The 21,588-nt window shown below is 56.6% G+C and carries 19 protein-coding genes; 12 read left to right on the forward strand and 7 right to left on the reverse strand.

Going from position 1 to position 21,588, the window contains the following annotated elements; translation table 11 throughout:
- The first annotated feature begins 2 nt into the window (after positions 1 to 2).
- The 3 genes from rplI to alr all read left to right on the forward strand — a co-directional run bounded on the left by rplI (position 3) and on the right by alr (position 4,394).
- Positions 3 to 440, forward strand: a complete 438-nt coding sequence (gene rplI / locus ACW81B_RS07020) for a 50S ribosomal protein L9 (protein ID WP_491579503.1) — start codon at positions 3 to 5, stop codon at positions 438 to 440.
- Between the two features lie 199 nt (positions 441 to 639).
- Positions 640 to 3,309, forward strand: a complete 2,670-nt coding sequence (locus tag ACW81B_RS07025) for a replicative DNA helicase (RefSeq protein ID WP_491579504.1) — start codon at positions 640 to 642, stop codon at positions 3,307 to 3,309.
- Positions 3,306 to 4,394: an alanine racemase gene (gene alr, locus ACW81B_RS07030; protein ID WP_491579505.1), complete on the forward strand. Its 1,089-nt coding sequence runs from the start codon at positions 3,306 to 3,308 to the stop codon at positions 4,392 to 4,394. The genes ACW81B_RS07025 and alr overlap by 4 nt, the downstream gene beginning before the upstream one ends.
- Positions 4,395 to 4,401: 7 nt before the next feature.
- On the opposite strand, the gene ACW81B_RS07035 is transcribed toward alr, so the two are convergent.
- Positions 4,402 to 5,466 (reverse strand): HD-GYP domain-containing protein, encoded by a 1,065-nt coding sequence (locus ACW81B_RS07035; RefSeq protein WP_491579506.1) that lies wholly within the window; start codon positions 5,464 to 5,466, stop codon positions 4,402 to 4,404.
- Between the two features lie 249 nt (positions 5,467 to 5,715).
- Here ACW81B_RS07035 and ACW81B_RS07040 point away from each other — a divergent pair, with 249 nt between their 5' ends.
- Complete coding sequence (locus ACW81B_RS07040; RefSeq protein ID WP_491579507.1) at positions 5,716 to 6,786, forward strand: SAM-dependent methyltransferase; 1,071 nt, start codon at positions 5,716 to 5,718, stop codon at positions 6,784 to 6,786.
- A 3-nt stretch (positions 6,787 to 6,789) separates the two neighbouring features.
- On the opposite strand, the gene ACW81B_RS07045 is transcribed toward ACW81B_RS07040, so the two are convergent.
- The gene (locus ACW81B_RS07045) at positions 6,790 to 8,004 is read right to left on the reverse strand and encodes a beta-ketoacyl-[acyl-carrier-protein] synthase family protein (protein WP_491579508.1); all 1,215 of its coding nucleotides are present in this window, start codon (positions 8,002 to 8,004) and stop codon (positions 6,790 to 6,792) included.
- 2 nt (positions 8,005 to 8,006) lie between these two features.
- Positions 8,007 to 8,249 carry an acyl carrier protein gene (locus ACW81B_RS07050; protein WP_491579509.1) on the reverse strand — a complete coding sequence of 81 codons (243 nt, stop codon included), beginning with the start codon at positions 8,247 to 8,249 and terminating at the stop codon, positions 8,007 to 8,009.
- 567 nt (positions 8,250 to 8,816) lie between these two features.
- On the opposite strand from ACW81B_RS07050, the gene ACW81B_RS07055 reads away from it, so the two are divergent.
- Positions 8,817 to 10,916, forward strand: coding sequence for an ATP-binding protein (locus ACW81B_RS07055; RefSeq protein WP_491579510.1), 2,100 nt, complete (start codon positions 8,817 to 8,819; stop codon positions 10,914 to 10,916).
- A gap of 4 nt (positions 10,917 to 10,920) precedes the next feature.
- Here the strand turns inward: ACW81B_RS07055 and ACW81B_RS07060 are convergent, their stop codons facing one another.
- Entirely contained in the window at positions 10,921 to 11,826 is a 906-nt protein-coding gene (locus ACW81B_RS07060; RefSeq protein WP_491579511.1) for a crotonase/enoyl-CoA hydratase family protein, read from the reverse strand.
- A 160-nt stretch (positions 11,827 to 11,986) separates the two neighbouring features.
- Between ACW81B_RS07060 and radA the strand changes: the two genes are divergently transcribed.
- Positions 11,987 to 13,360 carry a DNA repair protein RadA gene (gene radA / locus ACW81B_RS07065; RefSeq protein WP_491579512.1) on the forward strand — a complete coding sequence of 458 codons (1,374 nt, stop codon included), beginning with the start codon at positions 11,987 to 11,989 and terminating at the stop codon, positions 13,358 to 13,360.
- Positions 13,361 to 13,363: 3 nt separating this feature from the next.
- Here radA and ACW81B_RS07070 read toward each other — a convergent pair whose 3' ends face one another.
- From ACW81B_RS07070 to ACW81B_RS07080, 3 genes are all read right to left on the reverse strand, one after another.
- The gene (locus ACW81B_RS07070) at positions 13,364 to 14,380 is read right to left on the reverse strand and encodes a PilZ domain-containing protein (protein WP_491579513.1); all 1,017 of its coding nucleotides are present in this window, start codon (positions 14,378 to 14,380) and stop codon (positions 13,364 to 13,366) included.
- A gap of 70 nt (positions 14,381 to 14,450) precedes the next feature.
- Positions 14,451 to 15,731: an HlyC/CorC family transporter gene (locus tag ACW81B_RS07075; protein WP_491579514.1), complete on the reverse strand. Its 1,281-nt coding sequence runs from the start codon at positions 15,729 to 15,731 to the stop codon at positions 14,451 to 14,453.
- Positions 15,732 to 15,788: 57 nt separating this feature from the next.
- Positions 15,789 to 16,601 carry a cytochrome C assembly family protein gene (locus ACW81B_RS07080; protein WP_491579515.1) on the reverse strand — a complete coding sequence of 271 codons (813 nt, stop codon included), beginning with the start codon at positions 16,599 to 16,601 and terminating at the stop codon, positions 15,789 to 15,791.
- A 240-nt stretch (positions 16,602 to 16,841) separates the two neighbouring features.
- Here ACW81B_RS07080 and ACW81B_RS07085 point away from each other — a divergent pair, with 240 nt between their 5' ends.
- The 6 genes from ACW81B_RS07085 to rplS all read left to right on the forward strand — a co-directional run bounded on the left by ACW81B_RS07085 (position 16,842) and on the right by rplS (position 21,511).
- Positions 16,842 to 17,606, forward strand: a complete 765-nt coding sequence (locus ACW81B_RS07085) for an MBL fold metallo-hydrolase (RefSeq protein ID WP_491579516.1) — start codon at positions 16,842 to 16,844, stop codon at positions 17,604 to 17,606.
- A 30-nt stretch (positions 17,607 to 17,636) separates the two neighbouring features.
- Positions 17,637 to 18,998 (forward strand): signal recognition particle protein, encoded by a 1,362-nt coding sequence (gene ffh / locus ACW81B_RS07090; RefSeq protein WP_491579517.1) that lies wholly within the window; start codon positions 17,637 to 17,639, stop codon positions 18,996 to 18,998.
- Positions 18,999 to 19,628: 630 nt separating this feature from the next.
- Positions 19,629 to 19,871, forward strand: a complete 243-nt coding sequence (gene rpsP / locus ACW81B_RS07095) for a 30S ribosomal protein S16 (protein WP_491579518.1) — start codon at positions 19,629 to 19,631, stop codon at positions 19,869 to 19,871.
- The gene (rimM, locus tag ACW81B_RS07100) at positions 19,829 to 20,389 is read left to right on the forward strand and encodes a ribosome maturation factor RimM (RefSeq protein WP_491579559.1); all 561 of its coding nucleotides are present in this window, start codon (positions 19,829 to 19,831) and stop codon (positions 20,387 to 20,389) included. Before rpsP ends, rimM begins: the two co-directional genes overlap by 43 nt.
- Before the next feature lies 1 nt (position 20,390).
- Positions 20,391 to 21,161 carry a tRNA (guanosine(37)-N1)-methyltransferase TrmD gene (gene trmD / locus ACW81B_RS07105; RefSeq protein ID WP_491579519.1) on the forward strand — a complete coding sequence of 257 codons (771 nt, stop codon included), beginning with the start codon at positions 20,391 to 20,393 and terminating at the stop codon, positions 21,159 to 21,161.
- A gap of 5 nt (positions 21,162 to 21,166) precedes the next feature.
- Entirely contained in the window at positions 21,167 to 21,511 is a 345-nt protein-coding gene (rplS, locus tag ACW81B_RS07110; protein WP_491579520.1) for a 50S ribosomal protein L19, read from the forward strand.
- Positions 21,512 to 21,588: the final 77 nt, after the last annotated feature.

Consider the following 21,588-nt stretch of genomic DNA (forward strand, 5'->3'; position numbering starts at 1 on the left):
TCATTCTGCTGGAAAAAGTTGAAAATCTGGGCAACCTGGGCGACCGGGTCAACGTCAAGTCGGGTTACGGGCGTAATTTCCTGATCCCGAGTGGCAAGGCGACACCGGCCACCGAGGAGCACATCAAGGCCTTCGAGGAACGCCGTGCCGAACTGGAGAAAGCGGCTGCGGAAGCGCTGGCTACCGCCGAGGCGCGTCGCGACAAGCTGGTGGATATGACCATCACCATCGCCGCCAAGGCCGGTGAGGAAGGCAAGCTGTTCGGTTCGGTCGGCGCGATCGATATTGCCGAGGCCATCGGTGCCGCCGGTGTTGAAGTCGAGCGCAGTGAAGTGCGACTGCCGGAAGGTGCGTTCCGTAACATCGGTGAATACAAGGTGCAGTTGCACCTGCACAGCGATGTCGATTCCGAAATTACGCTGATCATCGAAGCCGAGTAAAAAGGCTTTCCTGCAACGCCTTGCCGCGTTTCCGTGGCAAGGCGTTGTTTTGTCTGGGCTGCCGGCCTTTATCTTCCACGCCCGCCCGCACGGCCCGCAAATTGCGTGCTTGAGCGAGTCTGTGTCTCGCTTTAGACTGCGCGTGTTATCCTGAATTCATCCCTGAACGAGTCCTGATGTAATGCGCCCCGGAGGGCAGATGCCGGAACCGGTTTCAACCGCAACGACCGTCGAGTTTAACGCCGACCGCGCGAAGGTGCCCCCGCATTCCGTGCAGGCCGAGCAGTCACTGCTGGGTGGTCTGTTACTGGATAACCGCGCCTGGGACCAGATTGCAGACCTTCTGAGCGGTACGGATTTCTATCGCCGCGAACACCGGCTGATTTTCTCTGCTATCGGCACGCTGATCGAACGCGGTGACCCCTGCGATGTGATTACACTGTCCGAGTGGCTGGACGCCAATAGCCAGCTCGATGATGTCGGTGGCTTGTCCTACCTTGGAACCCTGGCGAAAGACACACCGAGCGCGGCCAATATCCGTGCTTATGCGAACATCGTGCGCGACAACTCGGTGCTGCGCCAGCTGGCCGAGGTGGGTACCGAGATTGCCAACAGTGCCTACTACACGGAAGGACGCGACACGCCTTCCCTGCTCGATCATGCCGAGAAGCTGGTATTCCGTATTACCGATCAGAGCGCTACCCGGGGGTCCGGTTTCCACGACATCAAGGAACTGCTGACGCGCGCGGTCGACCGTATCGATACCCTGTTCCACCAGGACAACCCGCTGACCGGCGTGTCGACCGGGTTCACCGAGGTGGACGAGATGACGGCCGGCCTGCAGGCTTCCGACCTGGTCATCGTTGCCGGGCGACCGTCCATGGGCAAGACAACGTTTGCCATGAATATTGCCGAGCACGCGGCTATCAAGGACAACGTGCCGGTCGCGGTGTTCAGTATGGAAATGCCTGGCGAACAACTGGCCATGCGCCTGATGTCTTCGCTTGGCCGTATCGACCAGACCAAGGTGCGTACCGGCAAGCTCGATGACGACGACTGGCCGCGCCTGACCTCGGCCGTCAGTATTCTCTCCAAAGCGCCACTGTTTATCGATGATACGCCGGCCCTGTCGCCCACCGAGTTGCGCGCACGGGCACGCCGACTGAAGCGCGAGCATGATCTCGGGCTGATCGTGATCGATTACCTCCAGTTGATGCAGGTGCCCGGCAGCAATGAAAACCGCACCGGGGAAATCTCCGAGATCTCCCGTTCGCTGAAAGCGCTGGCCAAGGAGCTGGAAGTGCCGGTAATCGCTCTGTCGCAGCTTAACCGCAGTCTTGAACAACGTCCGAACAAGCGTCCGGTGATGTCAGACCTGCGAGAATGCGTTACCGGTGAGACCCGTGTGGTGTGCGCCGATGGTCGGCGCGTGCCGATCAGAGAACTGGTTGGAGAGTCGCCAGAAGTGATTGCACTGTCCGCGAATCAGAAGCTGGTCAGGAGTCGTAGCGACAAGGTCTGGAAAGTCGGTCGCAGGCCGGTATTTGAAATCAGCCTGGCCAGTGGACGTTCGATTCGTACCACAGCGGGACACCGCTTGTATGCGTTCAGCGGTTGGCGCGAAGTCGGAGATCTGAAAACCGGTGATCGCCTGGCGCTAGCCAGACAGTTGCCGGAACCCGACAAGACGGAATGCTGGCCCGAGATGCGGGTGGCGTTGCTGGGGCAGTTGATTGGCGGTGGCAGCTATCTGAAAGGTCAGCCGTTGCGTTACACCACCAATTCAGACGAGAACAGTGAGATGGTCAGGCGAGCGGCCGAGGACGAATTCGGCGTGACGGTCAACCGCCATGAAAGTGATGACAGCTGGCATCAGCTGGTTTTCAGTGGCAATGGAAATCGCTGGCAACCCGCGGGTATCAACGCATGGCTGCGCGAGTTGGGCATTTTTAACCAGCGTTCCCATGAAAAACGTATTCCGGGTGCAGTGTTTGGATTGAGCAATGCGCAGATAGGCCTGCTGTTGCGTCATATGTGGGCGACCGACGGCACCATTTATACGCGCAAGCCCCACCAGAAAGGCAGCCATACCATCCATTACGCCACCAATAGTCCGTTGCTCGCACAGGATGTCGCCGCACTGCTACTGCGCCTGGGCATTGTCGCCCGTACCCAGAAAACACAGAAAGGTAATCACCGCCCCGGCTATATGGTGCATATCAGTGGCGCTGTGATGCAACAGCGTTTCCTGAACGATGTCGGTGCTTTCGGCCCACGCCGTCCGCAGGCGGAGATGCTTGAGGCTGTCTTGCAGGACATAAAAACGGTGACCAATGTCGATACGTTGCCACAGGAGATATTCACGCATGTCCGTGAGCAGATGGCTGTCAGGGGGATGACACATCGCAAGGCCGCACAGTGGCGCGGTACAGCTTATGGTGGAATGGCACACTTCAACTTTTCACCCTCACGTGAAGTCGTTCGCTCCTACGCAGACATGCTGGATGATGAGTATCTGCGTCTGCAGGCCGACAGCGATGTGTTCTGGGACCGTATTGTGGCGATCACGCCAAAAGGCGAGGAAGACGTATACGATCTTACTGTGCCGGGGCCAGCTTCATGGTTGGCCGACGGCATCGTCAGTCATAACTCGGGCGCCATCGAACAGGACGCCGACGTAATCATGTTCATCTATCGCGATGAGGTTTACGACGAGGACAGCCCCGACAAGGGTACGGCCGAAATTATCATCGGCAAACAGCGTAACGGCCCCATTGGCATGCGTCGCCTGACATTCCTCGGTCAGCACACCCGTTTCGAGAACTTTACCGCTATTCAATCCTGTTCCGACGAGGGCTACGCCGGATGACGCGTCCCGTCCGGGCGCTCATCGATCTTTCCGCCCTGACGTTTAACCTTTCCCAGGTACGCCGCGCGGCGCCGGACAGCCGTGTCATGGCGGTGATCAAGGCCGATGGTTATGGTCACGGCATGCTGGAAGTGGCGGATGCCCTGCAGGAAGCCGACGCCTTTGCGGTGGCCAGCCTTGAAGAAGGCTTGCGGCTGCGTGAAGCGGGTGTCGGGAAGCCGATACTGTTGCTGGAAGGTGTCTTTCAGGCCGATGAATTGTCTGCTGTCGTGCAGCACCGGTTTGAACTGGTCGTGCACCAGCCGTTACAACTGGACTGGCTGGAATCACTGGATGCTCCCACGAAACTGGCGGTCTGGCTCAAGGTCGATACCGGTATGAACCGGCTGGGATTTGCAGCGGATGAAGCGCTTGTTGCCTGGGATCGCCTGTCGACCATGCCACAGGTGGCCTCTCTGCAATGGATGTCGCACTTTGCCTGTGCAGATGAGCCAGGACATCCTGCCAACGACACCCAGGAAAGCCTTTTCCATGAACTGTGCGCACAGCGCGAGGCACCGCGCTCGCTGGCGAATTCCGCCGCATTGCTCAGCCGGCCATCCAGTCAGCTTGAGTGGGTGCGCCCCGGTATCATGTTGTACGGCGCGTCACCGATGGCGCCCGGGCAGGTGCTGCCGGTTGAATTGCGCCCCGTCATGACACTCAGCTCCGAGTTGATTGCCGTACACACGTGTCGCAAGGGTGATGCCGTGGGCTACGGCCAGGACTGGGTCTGCCCGGAAGCTATGCCGGTCGGTGTCGTGGCGGCCGGTTACGGTGATGGTTACCCGCGTCACGCGCCAACCGGTACGCCCGTGCGGGTCAACAATACGTCGGTGCCGCTGATCGGGCGGGTATCCATGGATATGCTGTGTGTGGATTTACGCACACAGCCGCAGGCGGGTGTTGGCGACCCGGTGGTGTTGTGGGGGCGGGGGCTTCCGGTTGAAAGCGTGGCGCAAGCCGCGGGCACCATCAGTTACGAACTGTTGTGCGGTGTGACATCGAGGGTGTTGCGGACCAGTGCCCCTGCAGGTGCAGGCTGAGTGGGTGTCAGGTCGCTTCCTGTGTGCTGTTGCTGTCGTCTGATAACGAGGCGCGTATCCGCTTTATCTTGTCGATCTGGCTGAGGAAGGCGTCGACACATTGCGGGTCAAAGTGTTTGCCGCTTTCACTGACGATCAGGCTCATGACATCCTGGTCGCGCCAGGCCGGCTTGTAACAGCGACGCGTTGTCAGCGCGTCAAACACATCGGCGACAGCGACAATACGGGCGGGCAGGGGGATGGCTTCACCTTTCAGGCCCCGGGGATAACCGCTGCCGTCGTATTTTTCATGGTGCCCGAGGGCGATTTCCGCGCCCATCTTCAGGTACCTGGACGGGCTGTCACGAAGGATTTCATAGCCGATTACAGTGTGCTGCTTGATGACCTCGAATTCCTCGACGGTGAGCTTGCCGGGTTTGAGCAGGATCTGGTCAGGAATACCGATTTTGCCAATATCGTGCATCGGAGCCGAGAGTTCGATGCTTTCGCATTCGGTTTCATCCACACCCAGTGTTTCAGCAATCACCCGGGCGAAACGCGCCATGCGGATAACGTGGTTGCCGGTTTCTTCATCGCGGTACTCACCGGCCTTGGCGAGCCGCAGCAGGGTTTCATGCTCGCGGACACGAATCGCATGGGTGGCGGCCCTGACCTGTTCCTCCAGCCAGTTGGCACGGTCTTCGATAATCAGGCGCTGGCGCTGGAGTTGCAGCAGGTTACGGAATCGGGCGCGGCACTCGGCATGGTCGATCGGTTTGTTGATGAAATCCGTCGCGCCCAGTTCCAGTGCGCGGTAACGGATATCTGTTTGTTCGTGAGAGGTGATCATAACGACAGGGACGTTATGCACCTGGGCAATGGCACGTGCCTGTTCAAGGAATTCAATGCCATTCATGCCGGGCATCTTGTAGTCCGTAAGAATCAGGTCGGCGGGTTTGTCACGTAGCCAGTCCAGAGCAGGCCGGGCACTGTCGAAAGCCTTTATTTCCAGAAGTTCGTCGATGGACCTGACGATCTGGGCAAGGATCTGGCGGCTGGTTGCCTGATCATCGAGAACGAGTACAGTGGCCATTATCCGGTTGTCTTTCTCTCTGTGAATCTGACGGTTTATAGTGACTGCTTATTGACGCATTTGTTGTGGTGAAGCTATCGGCACGTGTCCGTCAGGGTTAAGGTATAGAAGATCATAGTAAGCCTGTATGTGAGTTGCATCACGGTTATCAGTCAGGGCGGCAATTTCACACGGGTTAAACGGGTTTTCGATAATGCTATCATCTGTACGGATGCAGTTCCCGGGGTTCAACAGGCTTATGGAGTGGTCATGATCGGAGTGGAAACAGATATCGAGGCACGCCTTCGTCAGGCGGGTATTTTCGGGCCGGCCAGCGAGGAAATGCGGCTCTATGAAAGCAGGCTGACGCGTTTCTTTGAGCGAGAATACGCACGTTACCGGGATTCTTCTCGCACCCCGCGTGATTTTGGTATTCCGACGGACGAAGGCCCTATGGTGGAAGAGACAGAGGCGCTGATGGAGCAGCATTATGATGAACAACAGGCGTTCTTTTCCGGGTTTCTCGATACACAGTTTCGTGCTTACTCCATGGCCTATTATGGTGACTCGCCCGAGGATATCCGGGCTTCGAAAGCCACGCTTGAGCAGGCCCAGGAAGCCAAGTTCGCACTGATTGCGGAGCGTGCCGGAATCCAGGGGAATGAGAAAATCTTTAATATTGGTTGCGGCTTCGGATCACTGGAAACCTATCTGTTAAAGCACTTCCCGGCGCTCGAGATTGTCAGTATTACTCCGAGCCAGGTTCAGCTTGCACATATCAGGGCGCGCATGCAGGATCCCTCGGATCCGCTTGGTTCCGATCGGCTGACGCTGATCGAGGGGGCATTTGATCAGCTTGACGTGAATGCACTGGGTGGCCGCCAATACGACCTTGTGATTTCCGTAGCTGTTTTTGAGCAAGTGATCAACATGCGGGCAGTGCTGGAAAAAATTGCGTCACTGTTATTGCCCGGGGGGAGAACCTTCCATCATTTTATAACGTCACAGACTGCCATACCGCAGTTTCTGAATCCCGACAAAACGCGCATAGGGCTTTACTTCCCGGGTGGTCGCGTCTGGCCGCACGCGGAATTTGCCGGGTACACCGATCACTTTGAAGTGTGTAACACCTGGTTTGTGAATGGTCTCAATTACTGGCGGACGCTGGATGAGTGGCATCGCCGCTACTGGGACAGTTTGCCATCGTTGTACCAGACCACGTTTGATCACGAACAGATCGCGCACTGGAATAACTATTTTTCATTGTGCAAGGCGATGTTTGCCCCCATGGACGGGCGTTTCTACGGGAACAGTCATTATTTGTTCAGGCTGAAAGACTGAGCCTTAAAGATCCGGTTTTTTCAGCACTGTTACCGCGTTAAGCCCGCCGAATGCGAATGCATTCGATATTGCCACATCGATTGGCATATGGCGGGCCTGATTTGGAATGTAATCCAGGTTACAGTCTTTATCGGCTTCGGTGAAGTTGGCCGTCGGTGGTGCTATCCGGTGATGAATGGCAAGTGTCGTGGCAATCAGTTCAAGGGCGCTGGAGGCGCCCAGTGCATGACCGTGAATTGACTTGGTGGAGGAAATGGCGAGTGTGTGGGCGTGCGAGCCAAACACCTTGTGCAGGGCCTCGGTCTCTGTTTTATCGTTAGCGCTTGTGCCAGTGCCGTGGGCATTGATGTAGGAGACTGATTCGGCAGGGGTATCTGCGTGCCGCAAAGCTTCCTGAATGGCCGATATGATGCCATTTACATCAGGCCGCGTTATATGTGCTGCATCGGATGTCATGCCGAAGCCGGCAAGCCCGGCATAGATGCGCGCGTTCCGGTTGCGTGCGTGACTTTCCGATTCAAGTACCAGCATGCCGGCGCCTTCTCCCAGCACCATGCCGGAACGATTCGCAGAGAAAGGCCTGCAGGTGTCGTTCGAAACAACCCTTAGCGCCTCCCACGATTTCAGCAGGCCGTAAGTAAACGGCGTATCCGTTCCCCCGGCAAGTGCGACGTCCACCAGCCCGGACTGAATCATCAGGGAAGCCTGTATAATGGCATGCGCGCCCGATGCGCAGGCGCTGGCTACCGAAAAGACAGGGCCACCGATGCCGAGATTCAGGCTGACCTGGCAGGCGGCGGCGCTGGGCATGCCTTTTGGTATCGTCAGTGGATGGGCCCTGGACTGCCCGTTTTTGTAGAGATGGGCATAGGTTTCCTCATCAGTCTGCTTTCCTCCACATCCCGTGCCTATGATGGCCGCGGCGTGTCGCGTCGCGTTACTGTGTTGCTCCAGCCCGGCGTCTGCCAGTGCTTCAGTGGCAGCGATTACGGCAAACTGCGAGAAGCGATCGAGAAGGGGAAGCTTGTCTGGCTGGAAATACGTCTCCGGGCTGTAGTCGCTGACGATGGCACCGATCCGTATTCTTGAACCTTCTCCGGGCGAACCAAGGGGGGCAATAGCCGAGGAACCACTGACCAGCGCTTGCCAGAATTGTTTCGCTGTGTGTCCCGCTGCACATATTGCACCGAGGCCGGTAATGACAACACGTTGCTGCATACCTAGCTGTTTGTGTCCGGTTGGCGGATTTTATCGATGCTGGAAACAATATCCCTGACCGTCACAAGGTTTTCCATCAGCTCATTTGGAATCTCTATCTCAAAGCGTTCTTCAAGTTCATACAGGATGGTGATGGCTTGCAGAGAGTCGATACCCAGCTCGCTCAGGCGCGTTTCCAGGCTCACGTCTTCCGGGGCGCATTTCCGCTCCCGGGTAATTACCTCTACCACCGCTGCTTCGATCATAACGACTAGTACCTCATACAGTTTCACTGATTAAAGCATTTTTGTCCTGCTGCCGCTACACCGGGCGACGGTAATCTTTTTCTCGATGGAGTGAGTATCTACGTGTTTGTCGGAGACCGGTCAGACAGGGACAGGGTGGAACCCGTGACGGGGATGCCCGCATTGTTATCTGTCATCGGGTGGAAAGGCACGTCTGACCAGGAGCAGGGCCTGCTTCGCATCGCTATTTCGCTTACGTTTCTGATCTATCTGGCGTTCGACTGGCCGGATACTGAAGCAGCACAGAACCTGTTACATACCAGCGTAATCTTTATCAGTAGTTTTCTGATATTTGCTGTGTTGTTTTTTGTCTCGACGTTGATATGGCCCACTCCCTGGGCTAGTAGGCGCATCGTAAGTATTCTCATAGATATTACTGTGTTGAGCTATGGACTCTATTTGACCGGGCCAACAGGGGCGCCCTGGTACGGGGTGTACTTGTGGGTCACGCTGGGAAATGGATTTAGATACGGAGAGAAGTACATTTATTTGTCGGCTGCCGCATCGTTGGTGGGATTTGGAGCGGTAATGCTTGCGTCATCATACTGGGATGGCCACATTGAGCTTGCTCTTGGGCTTGCCGCGACATTACTCGTTATTCCCGCCTATTCAGCATTGCTGATTCGTCGGCTCAACGAAGCAAAACAGAATGCAGACAAGGCCAGTCAAGCCAAAAGCGAATTCCTTTCCCGCATGTCGCACGAGATCCGTACGCCTCTGAATGGCATCCTGGGGATGACCGAGTTGTTGCGAACCCGGCCGCTTGCCTCTGAAGATCGCGAATATGTCGAGACGATTTATGCGTCCGGTAAAACGCTTGCACACCAGATTGACGATATCCTGGATTTATCCAGGATAGAATCCGGGAAATTTCATCTGGAAGAAGTCGAGTTCGATCTGTTTGCCCTCATCAGTACAACATTACGCATATTCGAGGTTCAGGCAGCTGAAAAGCATATCAGTCTGCAGGAAACGATTAACCCGAATACCCCGTTCCTGCTGTTTGGCGACCCGCACAAGTTGCGACAGGTGATCATTAATCTTGTCGGTAACGCCATGAAATTTACCGACAAGGGATTCGTGTCACTGCGTGTCCACCCGCGTGAAGACAAGGGCGGTAATGTTGTCCTGCGTTTTGAGGTGGCGGATACCGGCGTTGGTATTGCGGAAGACTGTCTGGAGCAGATTTTTGAGCCCTTTGCGCAGGCTGACAGCAGTGTTTCCCGCAAGCACGGTGGTACAGGTCTGGGCACGACAATTTGCAAACGTCTGGTCAGTCTCATGGGCGGTGACATCGGTGTGCAAAGCACGCAAGGCGTTGGTACAACCTTCTGGTTTGATCTTCCCTTCCGGGTCGTTGATGCCCCTGCAATGAGTGATAGCAGTAACTGGACCCGTGACTGTAACGTTATTTGCCTGTGCCAGGACGATGGCAGTGGCAGTGAGCTGCTGGAAAACCTGAATGACTGGAATATGCCATCCACGGTTGTCTACAGCATTCAGGCCTGCAGGCAGAGAATAGCCGAAGCACAGGATTCAGGGCAGGCATTCGATGCCTTGCTGCTTGACGGGATTCCCTATAGCCTGGAGCTGGATGCGTTGTTCAGGAATTGCTCGGGAGATGCGGTATCAGAGTGTCTGCCGGTGGTGTTACTTGGAGATGACCATTATCCCCCGGAAATATCGCGTTCGTCACACGATCAATTCTTTGTATTGACGCGCCCGCTGGACAGACGGGCATTATTCAACGTACTGCATGCCTGCTACTCACGTCACAGTACGGAAGATGATGTGATTCATATCGCGTCGAGGCAACATGCGAGAGATGATGCCGGTGTCCGGTTGAGCGTATTGATCGGTGATGACAACGCTACAAACCGTGTTGTACTGCAACGCATGCTGGAGCAGTTAGGGCACCGGTGTGCGGTTGTTGAGGGTGGCGAAGCCGTGCTGCTGTCGCTGGAAGAGGCCGATTATGACGTAGTGATTGTCGACAAGAATATGCCGGATATGGGAGGGCTGGAAGTCTTTTCTGCCTACTCCCTGGCGCACGGTGCATCTTCTGCACTTCCGTTCGTCATTTTGACAGCAGACGCTACACAGGAATCACGTGATGCCTGTCGTACGGCCGGCATCCGGCATTTTCTGACCAAACCTGTTTCCCTGTCGAGACTCCAGGAGGTCTTGATCAGTGCTACGCAGAGTGGGGCTCCGGCTGTCACCAAAGCTGTGGCAGAAACCGGGAGTAACCGGGAAATTGATAAATTACCGGTTATCGAGGAGGAAGAATTCGAGAAGCTGGAGTTGCTCGGTGGTGGTGATGATCAGTTTATGCGCGACATCATTACCAATTTTGAGGGTGATGCCAATCGTGATCTGCGTGCGCTTGAGTCTGCCGTGGCTGATCGTGACTGGATCACGTTCCGTGATAGTGCGCATGCGTTGAAGGGTGCAGCGATGTATCTTGGTTTGCAGCAGCTGGCGGAATTGAGTACACGGATACAGGATATGCAACAACAGGAGTTTCTGGATAACGGCGTCGAGCAACTGAGGGTTTTGCGGAAGGCAACAGATGTTGCACTGGAAACCCTGCGCAAGCGGGTCAACAGCCCTCGCAAGACGGGGTGACTTCTCAGGGCGAGGGTTGCCTTCGGTCGATGACCAGTGGTGGGTGTTGAGTGCGCTGTTGCCGGCTTTGGGCGCGGGCGAAGTAGGCCATTAATCGGCGGTTTTTCTCGCTGAGTTGCAGTGCCGTATCAACCCAGTGTTCCACGATGTCGTACAGCTCGTCATAGCTGACAGGCATGGACCGGTCGATAGCCGCCTGGAAACCGTGCAGTCCGGGCGCGATATCGTTATGCCGTTGCATGTAGTTGGCAACGGCCTCACGGCCCTCGCCATCGGCGGCCAGCACGTCGATAACCCCCATGTCGTAAAGTTCTTCTGCAGTGTGCGCGCGTCGATCCATGATGAGCCGGCGTGCCATGGCGGGGGTGATCTTTCGTGTCAGCAGTGAAATGGCGCCCATGCCGGGGAACATGCCGAAGCTCAGCTCGGGGAACCCGAAGCGGGCTGATTCTTCTGCGATGATGACGTTGTTGGAAAGTGCTGCTTCGAAGCCTCCACCCAGGGCCTCGCCCTGTACCAGTGCAATGGTGGTAAAAGGGATGTCGTAGTGTGTCACCGAGGCAAACTGGATATCGATGCAGGCCCTGGCATAGTCCAGCAGTGCATCACGATTACGCGTTTCGATGAGGTTGATGAAGTGGGTCAGGTCGCCGCCAAGGTTGAAGGCGCGTGTGTCAGACGAGGCCAGTACCTGGAACTGGAGGCGGTTGGGGGTTTCTGACTGGTATTGTTGTTGTGCAGTCTGGCGGATCGAGTGTTGGGCAACCGCCAGCTCATCCAGCAGGGCCGTTGTGAAACAGGGGCGGCCACTGAACCTGAATTCTACCCAGACCGCATTTCGGGCCGGGTCATGGGTTACCTTGAGGTGTTGCAGTCTGCGTTGAAGAATAACGTCATCGCTTTGTTCCACGTTCAGATACTCCCATGTACACCCGTTTACAACGTCTTTCACTTTTCTGGCTGCTCAAGGTTGCCAGAAATAGCGGATGTTGTACAACGCTAATCCCGCTGTGAGTTTGCAGCGGCACGCGCTGGTCATATGAGGGGGCCTGAAGGTACACTCCTGCCTTATGGCAAAATCAAAACTCCAGTACCAGTGCAGTGAATGTGGTGCCCTGGCGCCTAAATGGTCGGGGCAGTGTACGGATTGCGGTGCCTGGAACTGTATGAGTGAGGCGCTCGCCGTGGTGGCCGGAAATGCCGCCAGGCCACGGTTTGCCAGTTACGCGGGGCAGGCTGGCACAACAATCCAGAATCTGGGCGCAATCCGGCCGGGGCAGGAGATGCGGGTTTCTGTCGGTGTTCAGGAGCTGGATCGTGTCCTTGGCGGTGGCCTGGTTGCCGGTTCCGTGGTGCTAATCGGTGGCGACCCGGGTATAGGCAAGTCCACGCTGTTGTTGCAGGCGCTGGCATCATTTTCCGGCGACCTGAAATCACTCTACGTCACCGGTGAGGAATCGCCCGAGCAGGTCTCGCTGCGCGCGCGCCGTCTCAATGCCAAGGCGGACGACATGCTGCTGCTGGCAGAAACCTCTGTTGAGCGGATTATCGAGCATGCACGCCTTGAAACGCCGAAGGTCATGGTGATCGACTCGATCCAGACCCTGTACACCGAGGCATTGCAATCGGCGCCGGGTTCCGTCGGGCAGGTGCGTGAGAGTGCCGCGCTGCTGGTGCGCTTTGCCAAGCAGACCGGCACCGCACTGTTTCTGGTCGGACATGTCACCAAGGAGGGCACCCGGGCCGGCCCGCGGGTACTGGAGCACTTGGTCGATACGGTACTGTACTTCGAGGGTGATCCCGGTGGACGTTATCGTGTCATCCGCGCCATCAAGAACCGTTTCGGCGCCGTGAATGAGCTGGGTGTTTTTGCCATGACCGACAAGGGGCTCAAGGAGGTCCGTAATCCCTCGTCAATTTTCCTGTCGCGCCATGATCAGCCGGTGGCGGGTAGTGTCATTCTGGTTACCATGGAAGGCACGCGGCCGATGCTGGTCGAGGTACAGGCGCTGGTGGATGACAGTCAGTTATCCAACCCACGGCGCGTGACGCTCGGTCTGGAACAGAACCGGCTGGCCATGTTGCTGGCCGTTCAGCACCGTCACGGTGGTGTGGTGATGGGTGATCAGGATGTCTATGTCAACGTGGTGGGCGGTGTGCGAGTCACCGAAACGGCGGCAGACCTGTCCGTGCTGCTGGCTGTGTTGTCGAGCTTCCGGGACCGCACCCTGCCGAATGATCTTGTGGTTTTCGGCGAGGTGGGGCTGGCCGGTGAGATCCGTCCTGTGCCAAACGGCCAGCAGCGTTTACACGAGGCGGCCAAACTGGGCTTCCGGCGTGCGCTGGTACCGGCAGCCAACGCGCCGAAATCGGCGATCGAGGGTCTGGATATCTGCGCAGTGTCGCGTTATTCGGAAGTGATGGAGTGGTTCTCCGGTCAGTAGGGGTCAGGCCGGTTCAGTCGGCGCCAGCGCGGATAACTCACGCTCCAGCAGGTCCGGATCCCCCAGGTTGAGTTCCACCAGCCGGCGCAGGTGAGTGATGCTGTCCACGTCAATATCATCACAACGCAGCCCGGTCACCCCGGCTTCCTGATGTGCAATATGGACATCCATGGCGATGTCCGGTCCACCCTCCAGGTGAATATCGAGCCGGTATTGCGCATTTGTGACCGGCTTGAAGTCTTGCGGCGTGTGGATCAGTGCGCCGTGCAGGGAAATATCCGCCAGCGTGCTCTCCCAGTGGTTGTCATCGAGGTGCAGGCTGATGCCGACATCGAAGGGGATGCGGCTGAACTTGCGCTGCTCGGAAGGATTACCGGTTTCATTCATGTCACTGTTCTCCATCGATGCCTGTGCGGTATCCGAGAAAAACTGCACTTTCAGTTCACCAACGTTGATGTAGTCTTCATTGCCGAGTTTCCGGGTTGACTCGTTAATTGCCTCGTCATTGACCAGCGGGGAAGTTTCTCCATTTAAATGTGACAGGTAGTAACCATCATTACGCCGTGCGATAACAGCGAGGTTGCTGTCGGTACTGCCAATACGGGTGAAGGCCTTGTCGAGGCGGATGGTACGCCCCAGGTGTGAGCCGCTCAGGATTTGCAGCCAGCTGTGTTCATCCCGCTGTGCACGGGGCGGTGTTACAGCCGGCGCTTCCTGTACGGGAAGTTCCTGTTCCAGGAAAAATGTCAGTGTGTGTTTCCCGACCTGTATGCTGTCCTTGTCGGCGAGTTCATGTACGGACTCAATCTGCGCTTCATTGACGAGCACACGGCTTTCCCGGTTAACCGGCTCAATGGTGAAGACTTCAGCCTGTTGCCTGATGATGGCGTGCTGCGGTTCGATCGCAAGGCTGTCGATGAAAATGGTACAGCTGTTGTCGCGGCCAATGATGGTTTCAGCCCCCTCCAGTGCAAAAATCTTCAGCTTCTGACCTTTGAATGACAATGTCAGTCTGGCCATGTGTATACCCCCGGCGGTTTTACAAGATGTTTCCCAGTATAGACATCGGCCAACGAGGCTGAATCTGAGGTTAATTTTCTTCCTGTACCGGCTGCCGCCTGGTGGTGTGAATACGCAATGTTTTCACCAGGTTGCCCTGGGTTTGCACGATGTCGATCGGGTAGCCGGAAAGCAGCAGGCTGGTGCCTGGTTGTGGAATGTCTTCCAGGTATTCGAGGACAAGCCCGTTCAGTGTTTTCGGTCCATCAGTGGGTAGTTCTGTATTCAGTCTCCGGTTCAGTTCGCGAAGCGTGACGGTGCCGTTGACCAGGTAGCTGCCATCTTCCTGCGGCATGATGTCTTTACTGCTGGTCGAGGGATCGGTCGTGAATTCGCCAACCACTTCTTCAAGGATATCTTCGAGTGTGGCGAGTCCCTGGATGTCTCCGTATTCATCGACGACCAGCCCGACGCGTCGCCGCTCGCGCTGAAAATTCAGCAGTGCACGGTTCAGCGGGGTGTTCTCGGGAATAAACAGGGGTTCGCGAATGGATTTTTCCAGTGCGTCCTTGTCGAGTTTGTCGAGTTTCAGCAATGGCAGGATTTTACGCAGGTGAATAAAACCCATGACGTTATCGATGCTGCCACGATACACCGGCAGACGTGTATACTGGCTGGACATGATATGGCGGATGATAGTGTTCCAGTCATCATCCAGGTCGATGCCGCTGATTTCCTTGCGCGGTACCATGATGTCTTCAACCGTGACTTTTTCCAGATCGATGATATTGAGCAACATATCCTGGTGACGCTTGGGGATCATGGCGCCTGCTTCAAGTACGACTGTACGCAATTCCTCCTGGCTTAGTGCGTTTGTTGTGCCCTGTTCAGGACGAACGCCTATAGCGCGTAATATGGAGTTGGCGATGATATTAACGACCCAGACGAAAGGGTAAAGCAACCATAACAGTGGGCCATAGACGAAGGCAGCCGGAAAAGCCACGCGCTCGGGGTGCAGGGCGGCGAGTGTTTTCGGTGTCACTTCTGCAAAGATCAAAATCACCAGGGTGAGCAGCGCCGCGCCGATCACCAGTCCGGTCTCACCCATAAGGCGGACGGCGATGACGGCCGTCAGTGTGGAAGCCAGGATGTTAACGAAGTTGTTGCCGAGCAGAATCAGACCGATCAGCCGGTCAGGCCGCTCCAGAAGCTTGTGCGCACGTACTGCACCGCGATGGCGTGCGCGCACCAGGTGACGCAGCCGGTAACGGTTGAGTGTCATCAGCCCGGTTTCCGAACCGGAAAAGAACGCTGACAGTATGATCAGGAACACCAGTGCGCCGAACAGCACGCTAAGCGGTATGTCATCCAAGGAGGTCTGACCTCGTTACCGGAGATAACAGGATTGTATGCCGGTCGGCGCGGTTTGTCAGGCGCTGCCGGGCAGAATGAGTTCGAGGACCAGCTTGCTGCCGAAATAGGCGAGCGCCAGCAGTGCAAAGCCGCTCAGCGACCAGCGGATCGCGGTACGGCCGCGCCAGCCGAAACGCCAGCGTCCCCACAGCAATATACCGAAAATAATCCAGCCGGCGATTGACAGGATGGTCTTGTGCACCAGGTGCTGGGCAAAGATATCCTCCAGGAAGAAGAAACCGGTCAATAGCGCGATACTCAACAGGATAAAGCCCGCGCCAATCATCTGGAACAGTAACTTTTCCATCACTTGCAGCGGCGGCAGGGCACGGATGAAACCGCCAGGCCGGCGATTGCGCAGGTGACGTTCCTGAATGGCCAGCAGCACAGCCTGAAAAGCACCCAGTACGAACAGGCTGTAGGCAAGTACGGAAAACAGAATATGGGTATCCAGCTGCCAGCTTGTTGCGGTGATGGCGTGCTGGCTGGGATAGAGCGTTGCCAGGCCGAGGGTGGCTGCCGTGATGGGCAGCAGTGGAATGCCGATGGATTCGACCGGTTGCCAGGCGGCAGTCAGCAGTAGCAGCGCCACCGTCAACAGGGCGGTCAGTGAGGCGGCATTGAAGAAGCCCATATTGATGCCCTGTCCGGTGACCATTTCAGGGTAAAGCAGCAGCGCATGCAGTATCACCGCCACGATGCCGGGCAGGAAAATGATTTTACGGCTCGCACACAGCGAGGATCCGCAGCCGCCAAGACGCATGGCCAGCCCGATTGTGGTCAGCAGGTAAAATAGTACGGCGGCCAGCGCGAGTGCTGTCGTATTCATCCGGCAATGATGGCATAAGCCACGGGGTGCTTAAAGCCTTGCCTTGTCAGTGCGGGGAAATCGCCCGCCAGTGTCACCCCGGGCTGACGTGCAGCGTCAGTGCTGTTTGTTATGTTGCATGGGTCACGTAAAAACTCCCGGAAAACACCGGAAACTGTGAACCCGTTCTCATTTTGTGTGTGAATTGTCGTGGCACGGTACTCGCATTACCGGTATCAGGTGATAGCCGGAAACAAGACGATGGAACTGAGAATACTTGGATGCAGTGGTGGTATCGGGACAGAAATGACGACGACCTCGCTGCTGGTAGACGACGATATCCTTATCGATGGCGGAACGGGTCTGACCGAGCTCGAACTCGATGAGATGAAAACGATCCGGCATATCTTTGTGACGCATTCGCACCTGGATCATATCGCCGGTATCCCCATGCTGCTCGATTCGGTGTTTGACTATATCGATGAGCCTGTCGTCCTGCACGCCCGGGCGGAGACGCTGCGGGCATTGAAGGAGCATATCTTTAACTGGCAGATCTGGCCGGATTTTTCCTGTCTGCCGAGTGCCGAGGCGCCGGTGCTGCGTTTTGAGGAAATGCAGCCGGGCGAGCGGGTTCGTGTCGGCAACCGCAGCATTGAAATGATCGCTGTGAACCATGCAGTGCCGGCGGCCGGCTACCGGGTGCAGAACGGTGTTGGCAGTTTTGCCTTCAGTGGTGATACCACCAGCAATGAAGGTTTCTGGGCGGCGCTCAACCGTCACGAGAAACTGGATCTGCTGATTGTCGAGAGTGCTTTCCCGGACGAAGAGCGTGAACTCAGCAGCAAGGCGCGCCACTATTGCCCCGGTCTGCTGGCGGCCGACCTGAAGAAACTGCGCCATACCCCGCGCCTGTTCCTGACCCACCTCAAGCCCGGCAGCGAGGAGCGGATTCTCGACCAGTGTCGCGACCAGATCGAGACGCTGGACGTGCAGCGCCTGTGCGGCGGGGATCGCTTCACGTTATAATCCCGGCTTCTTCAAGCGGGAAGTTTTTTCATGTTCCAGAATCTGACAGATCGCCTGACCGGCACGATCAAGCGCCTGCGTGGGCAGGGGCGCCTCAGTGATGACAATATCAGGGAGGCGTTGCGCGAAGTGCGCATGGCGCTGCTTGAGGCCGATGTGGCATTACCGGTCGTCAAGGCGTTCATCGACAAGGTGCGTGAACGCGCCGTTGGTCAGGAAGTCCTGCAAAGCCTGACGCCGGGCCAGGCACTGGTGAAGATCGTCAATGACGAACTGGTCGCCCTGATGGGCGAGGCCTGCGACGAGCTCCAGCTCAATGTGCAGCCGCCAGCCGTGGTGTTGATGGCGGGCCTGCAGGGTTCCGGTAAAACCACATCCACAGCCAAACTTGCGCGCTTGTTGAAAGAACGTAAGCACAAATCCGTGATGGTCGCGAGTTGCGATATTTACCGTCCTGCGGCCATAGAGCAGCTGAAAACACTGGCCGCTGAAGTCGGCGCGGAATTTTTCCCGAGTAGCGCGAACCAGGATCCTGTCGCCATTGCAACCGCGGCACTCGATCAGGCGCGAAAACAGCATGTCGATGTGCTGATTATCGATACGGCCGGCCGGTTACATATCGACGAACAAATGATGGATGAAATCCAGCGCATCCACACGGCTGTGCAGCCTGTGGAAACCCTGTTTGTCGTCGACAGCATGACGGGCCAGGATGCGGCCAATACCGCACGTGCCTTTAACGAGGCATTGCCCCTGAGCGGTGTCATCCTGACCAAGACGGACGGTGATGCCCGTGGTGGTGCCGCGTTGTCGATCCGTTCCATCACCGGCAAGCCGATCAAATTTCTCGGTATGGGTGAAAAAACCGGGGCCCTGGAGCCTTTTCACCCGGATCGCGTGGCGTCACGCATCCTGGGTATGGGCGATGTCCTCAGCCTGGTTGAGGAAGTCGAGCGCAAGGTCGACAAGGAAAAGGCCACGCGGCTGGCGAAAAAGCTGCACAAGGGCAAGCGCTTCGACCTGGCCGACTTTCACGACCAGCTGGAGCAGATGGCGAGCATGGGCGGTCTGGGGGGCTTGATGGACAAGCTGCCGGGCATCGGCCAGTTACCGAAAAACGTCCGTGACCAGGTCAACGACAAGGATATGGATCGTATGCTTGCCATAATTCGTTCCATGACGCTCAAGGAGCGTGCTTTCCCGGATATCATCAAGGGTTCGCGACGCCGGCGCATTGCGGCAGGTTCCGGTACCCGGGTTCAGGACGTCAACCGCTTGCTCAAGCAGTTTACCCAGATGCAGAAAATGATGAAAAAAATGTCCAAAGGCGGCATGAAGAATATGATGCGGGGTTTGAAGGGTAAAATGCCGCAGGGATTTCCTTTCCCCTGAATAAAAAACGGCGAGTCGTACAGACTCGCCGTAGCGGTAGGACTTTTATAATCTTTCCCCCCTGCCGTCAGTGCTGATTCTCAGTTATTTCTGACGGAAGGACTTTTCAATTGCCGCGGGCCATTCTTTAAGATAGCTGGCGTTCAATCGCCCCTGGTACTACAGAGAGCCCAACATTATTACTTGCATCGTTCCCTCGGTTGCAAGAGGAGCAATCTCTATGCCAGAAACTGCAATCCCAGCAAAAACAGTCTGTTATGTACGGTTGTAGGGGTGGGGGGGGTTAGGCGACTTTTTTCTATGTAAATTTATTCGACAATCGACGGTTGAGTCGGCGTGCCTGACTGTTGAGATACAGGGTTGATATTTATGTATTAATTGTTTTATGTAGGCCTGTTCCCTGTCGAATTGCCTGCGTAAAGAAAGCCGACATATTCTGGAAAGTCTACCGATTCCCGATCATACGCACGCCGCTAAATGGTCCCGGATCCCGGCCAGTTCCAGCATGCCGCGATATTTGTTCGCAAGTGCTTCACTTTCTGCCGGAATCGCGTAAAATGCCCGCTTTTCCGCGCAGGCCAATATTCCGCGCGTAATATTCATTTTGTTGTATTTAGAGGTTTAGTCACGATGGTAACAATTCGACTGTCGCGCGGTGGTGCGAAAAAACGGCCCTTCTACCATGTGGTGGTCACCGATTCCCGCAATCGTCGTGATGGACGCTACATTGAGCGCGTGGGTTACTTCAACCCGGTTGCCACGGGTGGTGAAACGCGTCTGAAGATTGATGCGGAACGGGTGCAACACTGGGTCAGCCAGGGTGCTCGTACATCGGACCGCGTCGCCAAACTGCTCAAGGATCAGCAGCAGTAAGCCAACGCGAAACAGATTCGCAAATTATTCCGTTAGGCCGTATATCAGGGGTCTACGGAGTGCGTGGCTGGGTTCGGGTTTATTCCTGTACGCAACCGCGCGAAAACATCGTTACATACAAGCCCTGGTACCTGCGGCGCGATAATGGCGAGTGGCGGGAAACAAGGCTGGAAGAAGGTCGCGTACACGGCAAGGGCGTTGTGGCGAGACTGGCCGATTGCACGGACCGTGACCAGGCACAACAGCTCATCGGTTACGAGATCGGTATTCACCGTGACCAGTTGCCGGTTTTGCCAGCGGGCGAGTACTACTGGAAAGACCTGATTGGCCTGCAGGTCGTGAATACGCAAGGTGAGGATTTCGGCACGGTGGATCACCTGCTGGAAACCGGTGCCAACGACGTACTGGTCGTGAAAGGGGATCGTGAACGGCTGATCCCCTTCGTGATGAAGCAGGTAATTGTCGAAGTGGATCTTGAGCAGGGCCGGATTCGCGTTGACTGGGACAAGGACTTCTAGGGTGCCCACACGTATCGATGTGGTGACCCTGTTTCCCGACATGATTCGGGATGCATGCAGCTGGGGCATACCGCGTATTGCGCAGGAGAAACAGTTGCTGGAACTGGGGTTGTGGAACCCGCGTGACTACGCGGACAATCGCAACCGTCGGGTCGATGATCGACCGTACGGTGGCGGTCCCGGCATGGTGATGCAGGTGCAGCCGGCAGGTGATGCGATTGATGCGGCACGTAGTGGCGGCAACGGGCCGGTGATCTACCTCAGTCCGCAGGGTCGGCGTTTCGATCAGGCGGCAGCGGGACGGTTCGCCGAACTGCCGCATATGATATTGCTGGCAGGGCGTTACGAAGGCATCGACGAACGGCTCATTGAGCAGAATGTCGATGAAGAGTGGTCCATCGGCGACTATGTACTGAGCGGCGGCGAAGTGGCAGCGCTGGTCTGGATCGATACCGTAACGCGCCTGTTACCGGGCGCGCTGGGTGACGAGGACTCGGCCGGGCAGGATTCCTTTATGGATGGCCTGCTGGACTACCCGCATTACACGCGGCCGGAAGTGGTAAACGGAAAGGCCGTGCCGGACGTTCTGACAGGCGGTAATCACGCCGACATAGAACGCTGGCGAAAGAAACAATCGCTGGGGCGAACCTGGAGACGCAGGCCCGACCTGTTGCAACAGCTTCAGCTCAGCGATGAACAGCAGGCGCTGCTCGAGGAATACATCCGCGAACAGCAAACGACAGATTCAGAACAGGACCCTGGCAGGGGATAGAGAAAATGAGCAACATCATTGAAGAACTCGAAAAGGAACAGATGACCCGGGACATACCGGAATTTTCACCCGGCGATACCGTGGTCGTACAGGTCAAGGTAAAGGAAGGCAACCGCGAACGCCTGCAGGCGTTCGAGGGTGTGGTCATTGCCAAACGTAACCGTGGCCTGAACGCGGCCTTCACGGTGCGCAAGATCTCACACGGCGAGGGCGTGGAGCGCGTGTTCCAGACCTACAGCCAGAGCATCGACAGCATCACCGTGAAACGTCGTGGTGACGTGCGTCGCGCAAAGCTGTACTACCTCCGCGAACGTTCCGGCAAGTCTGCGCGTATCAAAGAGAAGCTCTGACGGCATGCGGCAGCCTCTGGCTACCGCCCCGAAGCAGCACAACGGGCAACCTGACCGCAGGTTGCCCGTTTTCGTTT

This window comes from Thiogranum sp., assembly GCF_058323355.1.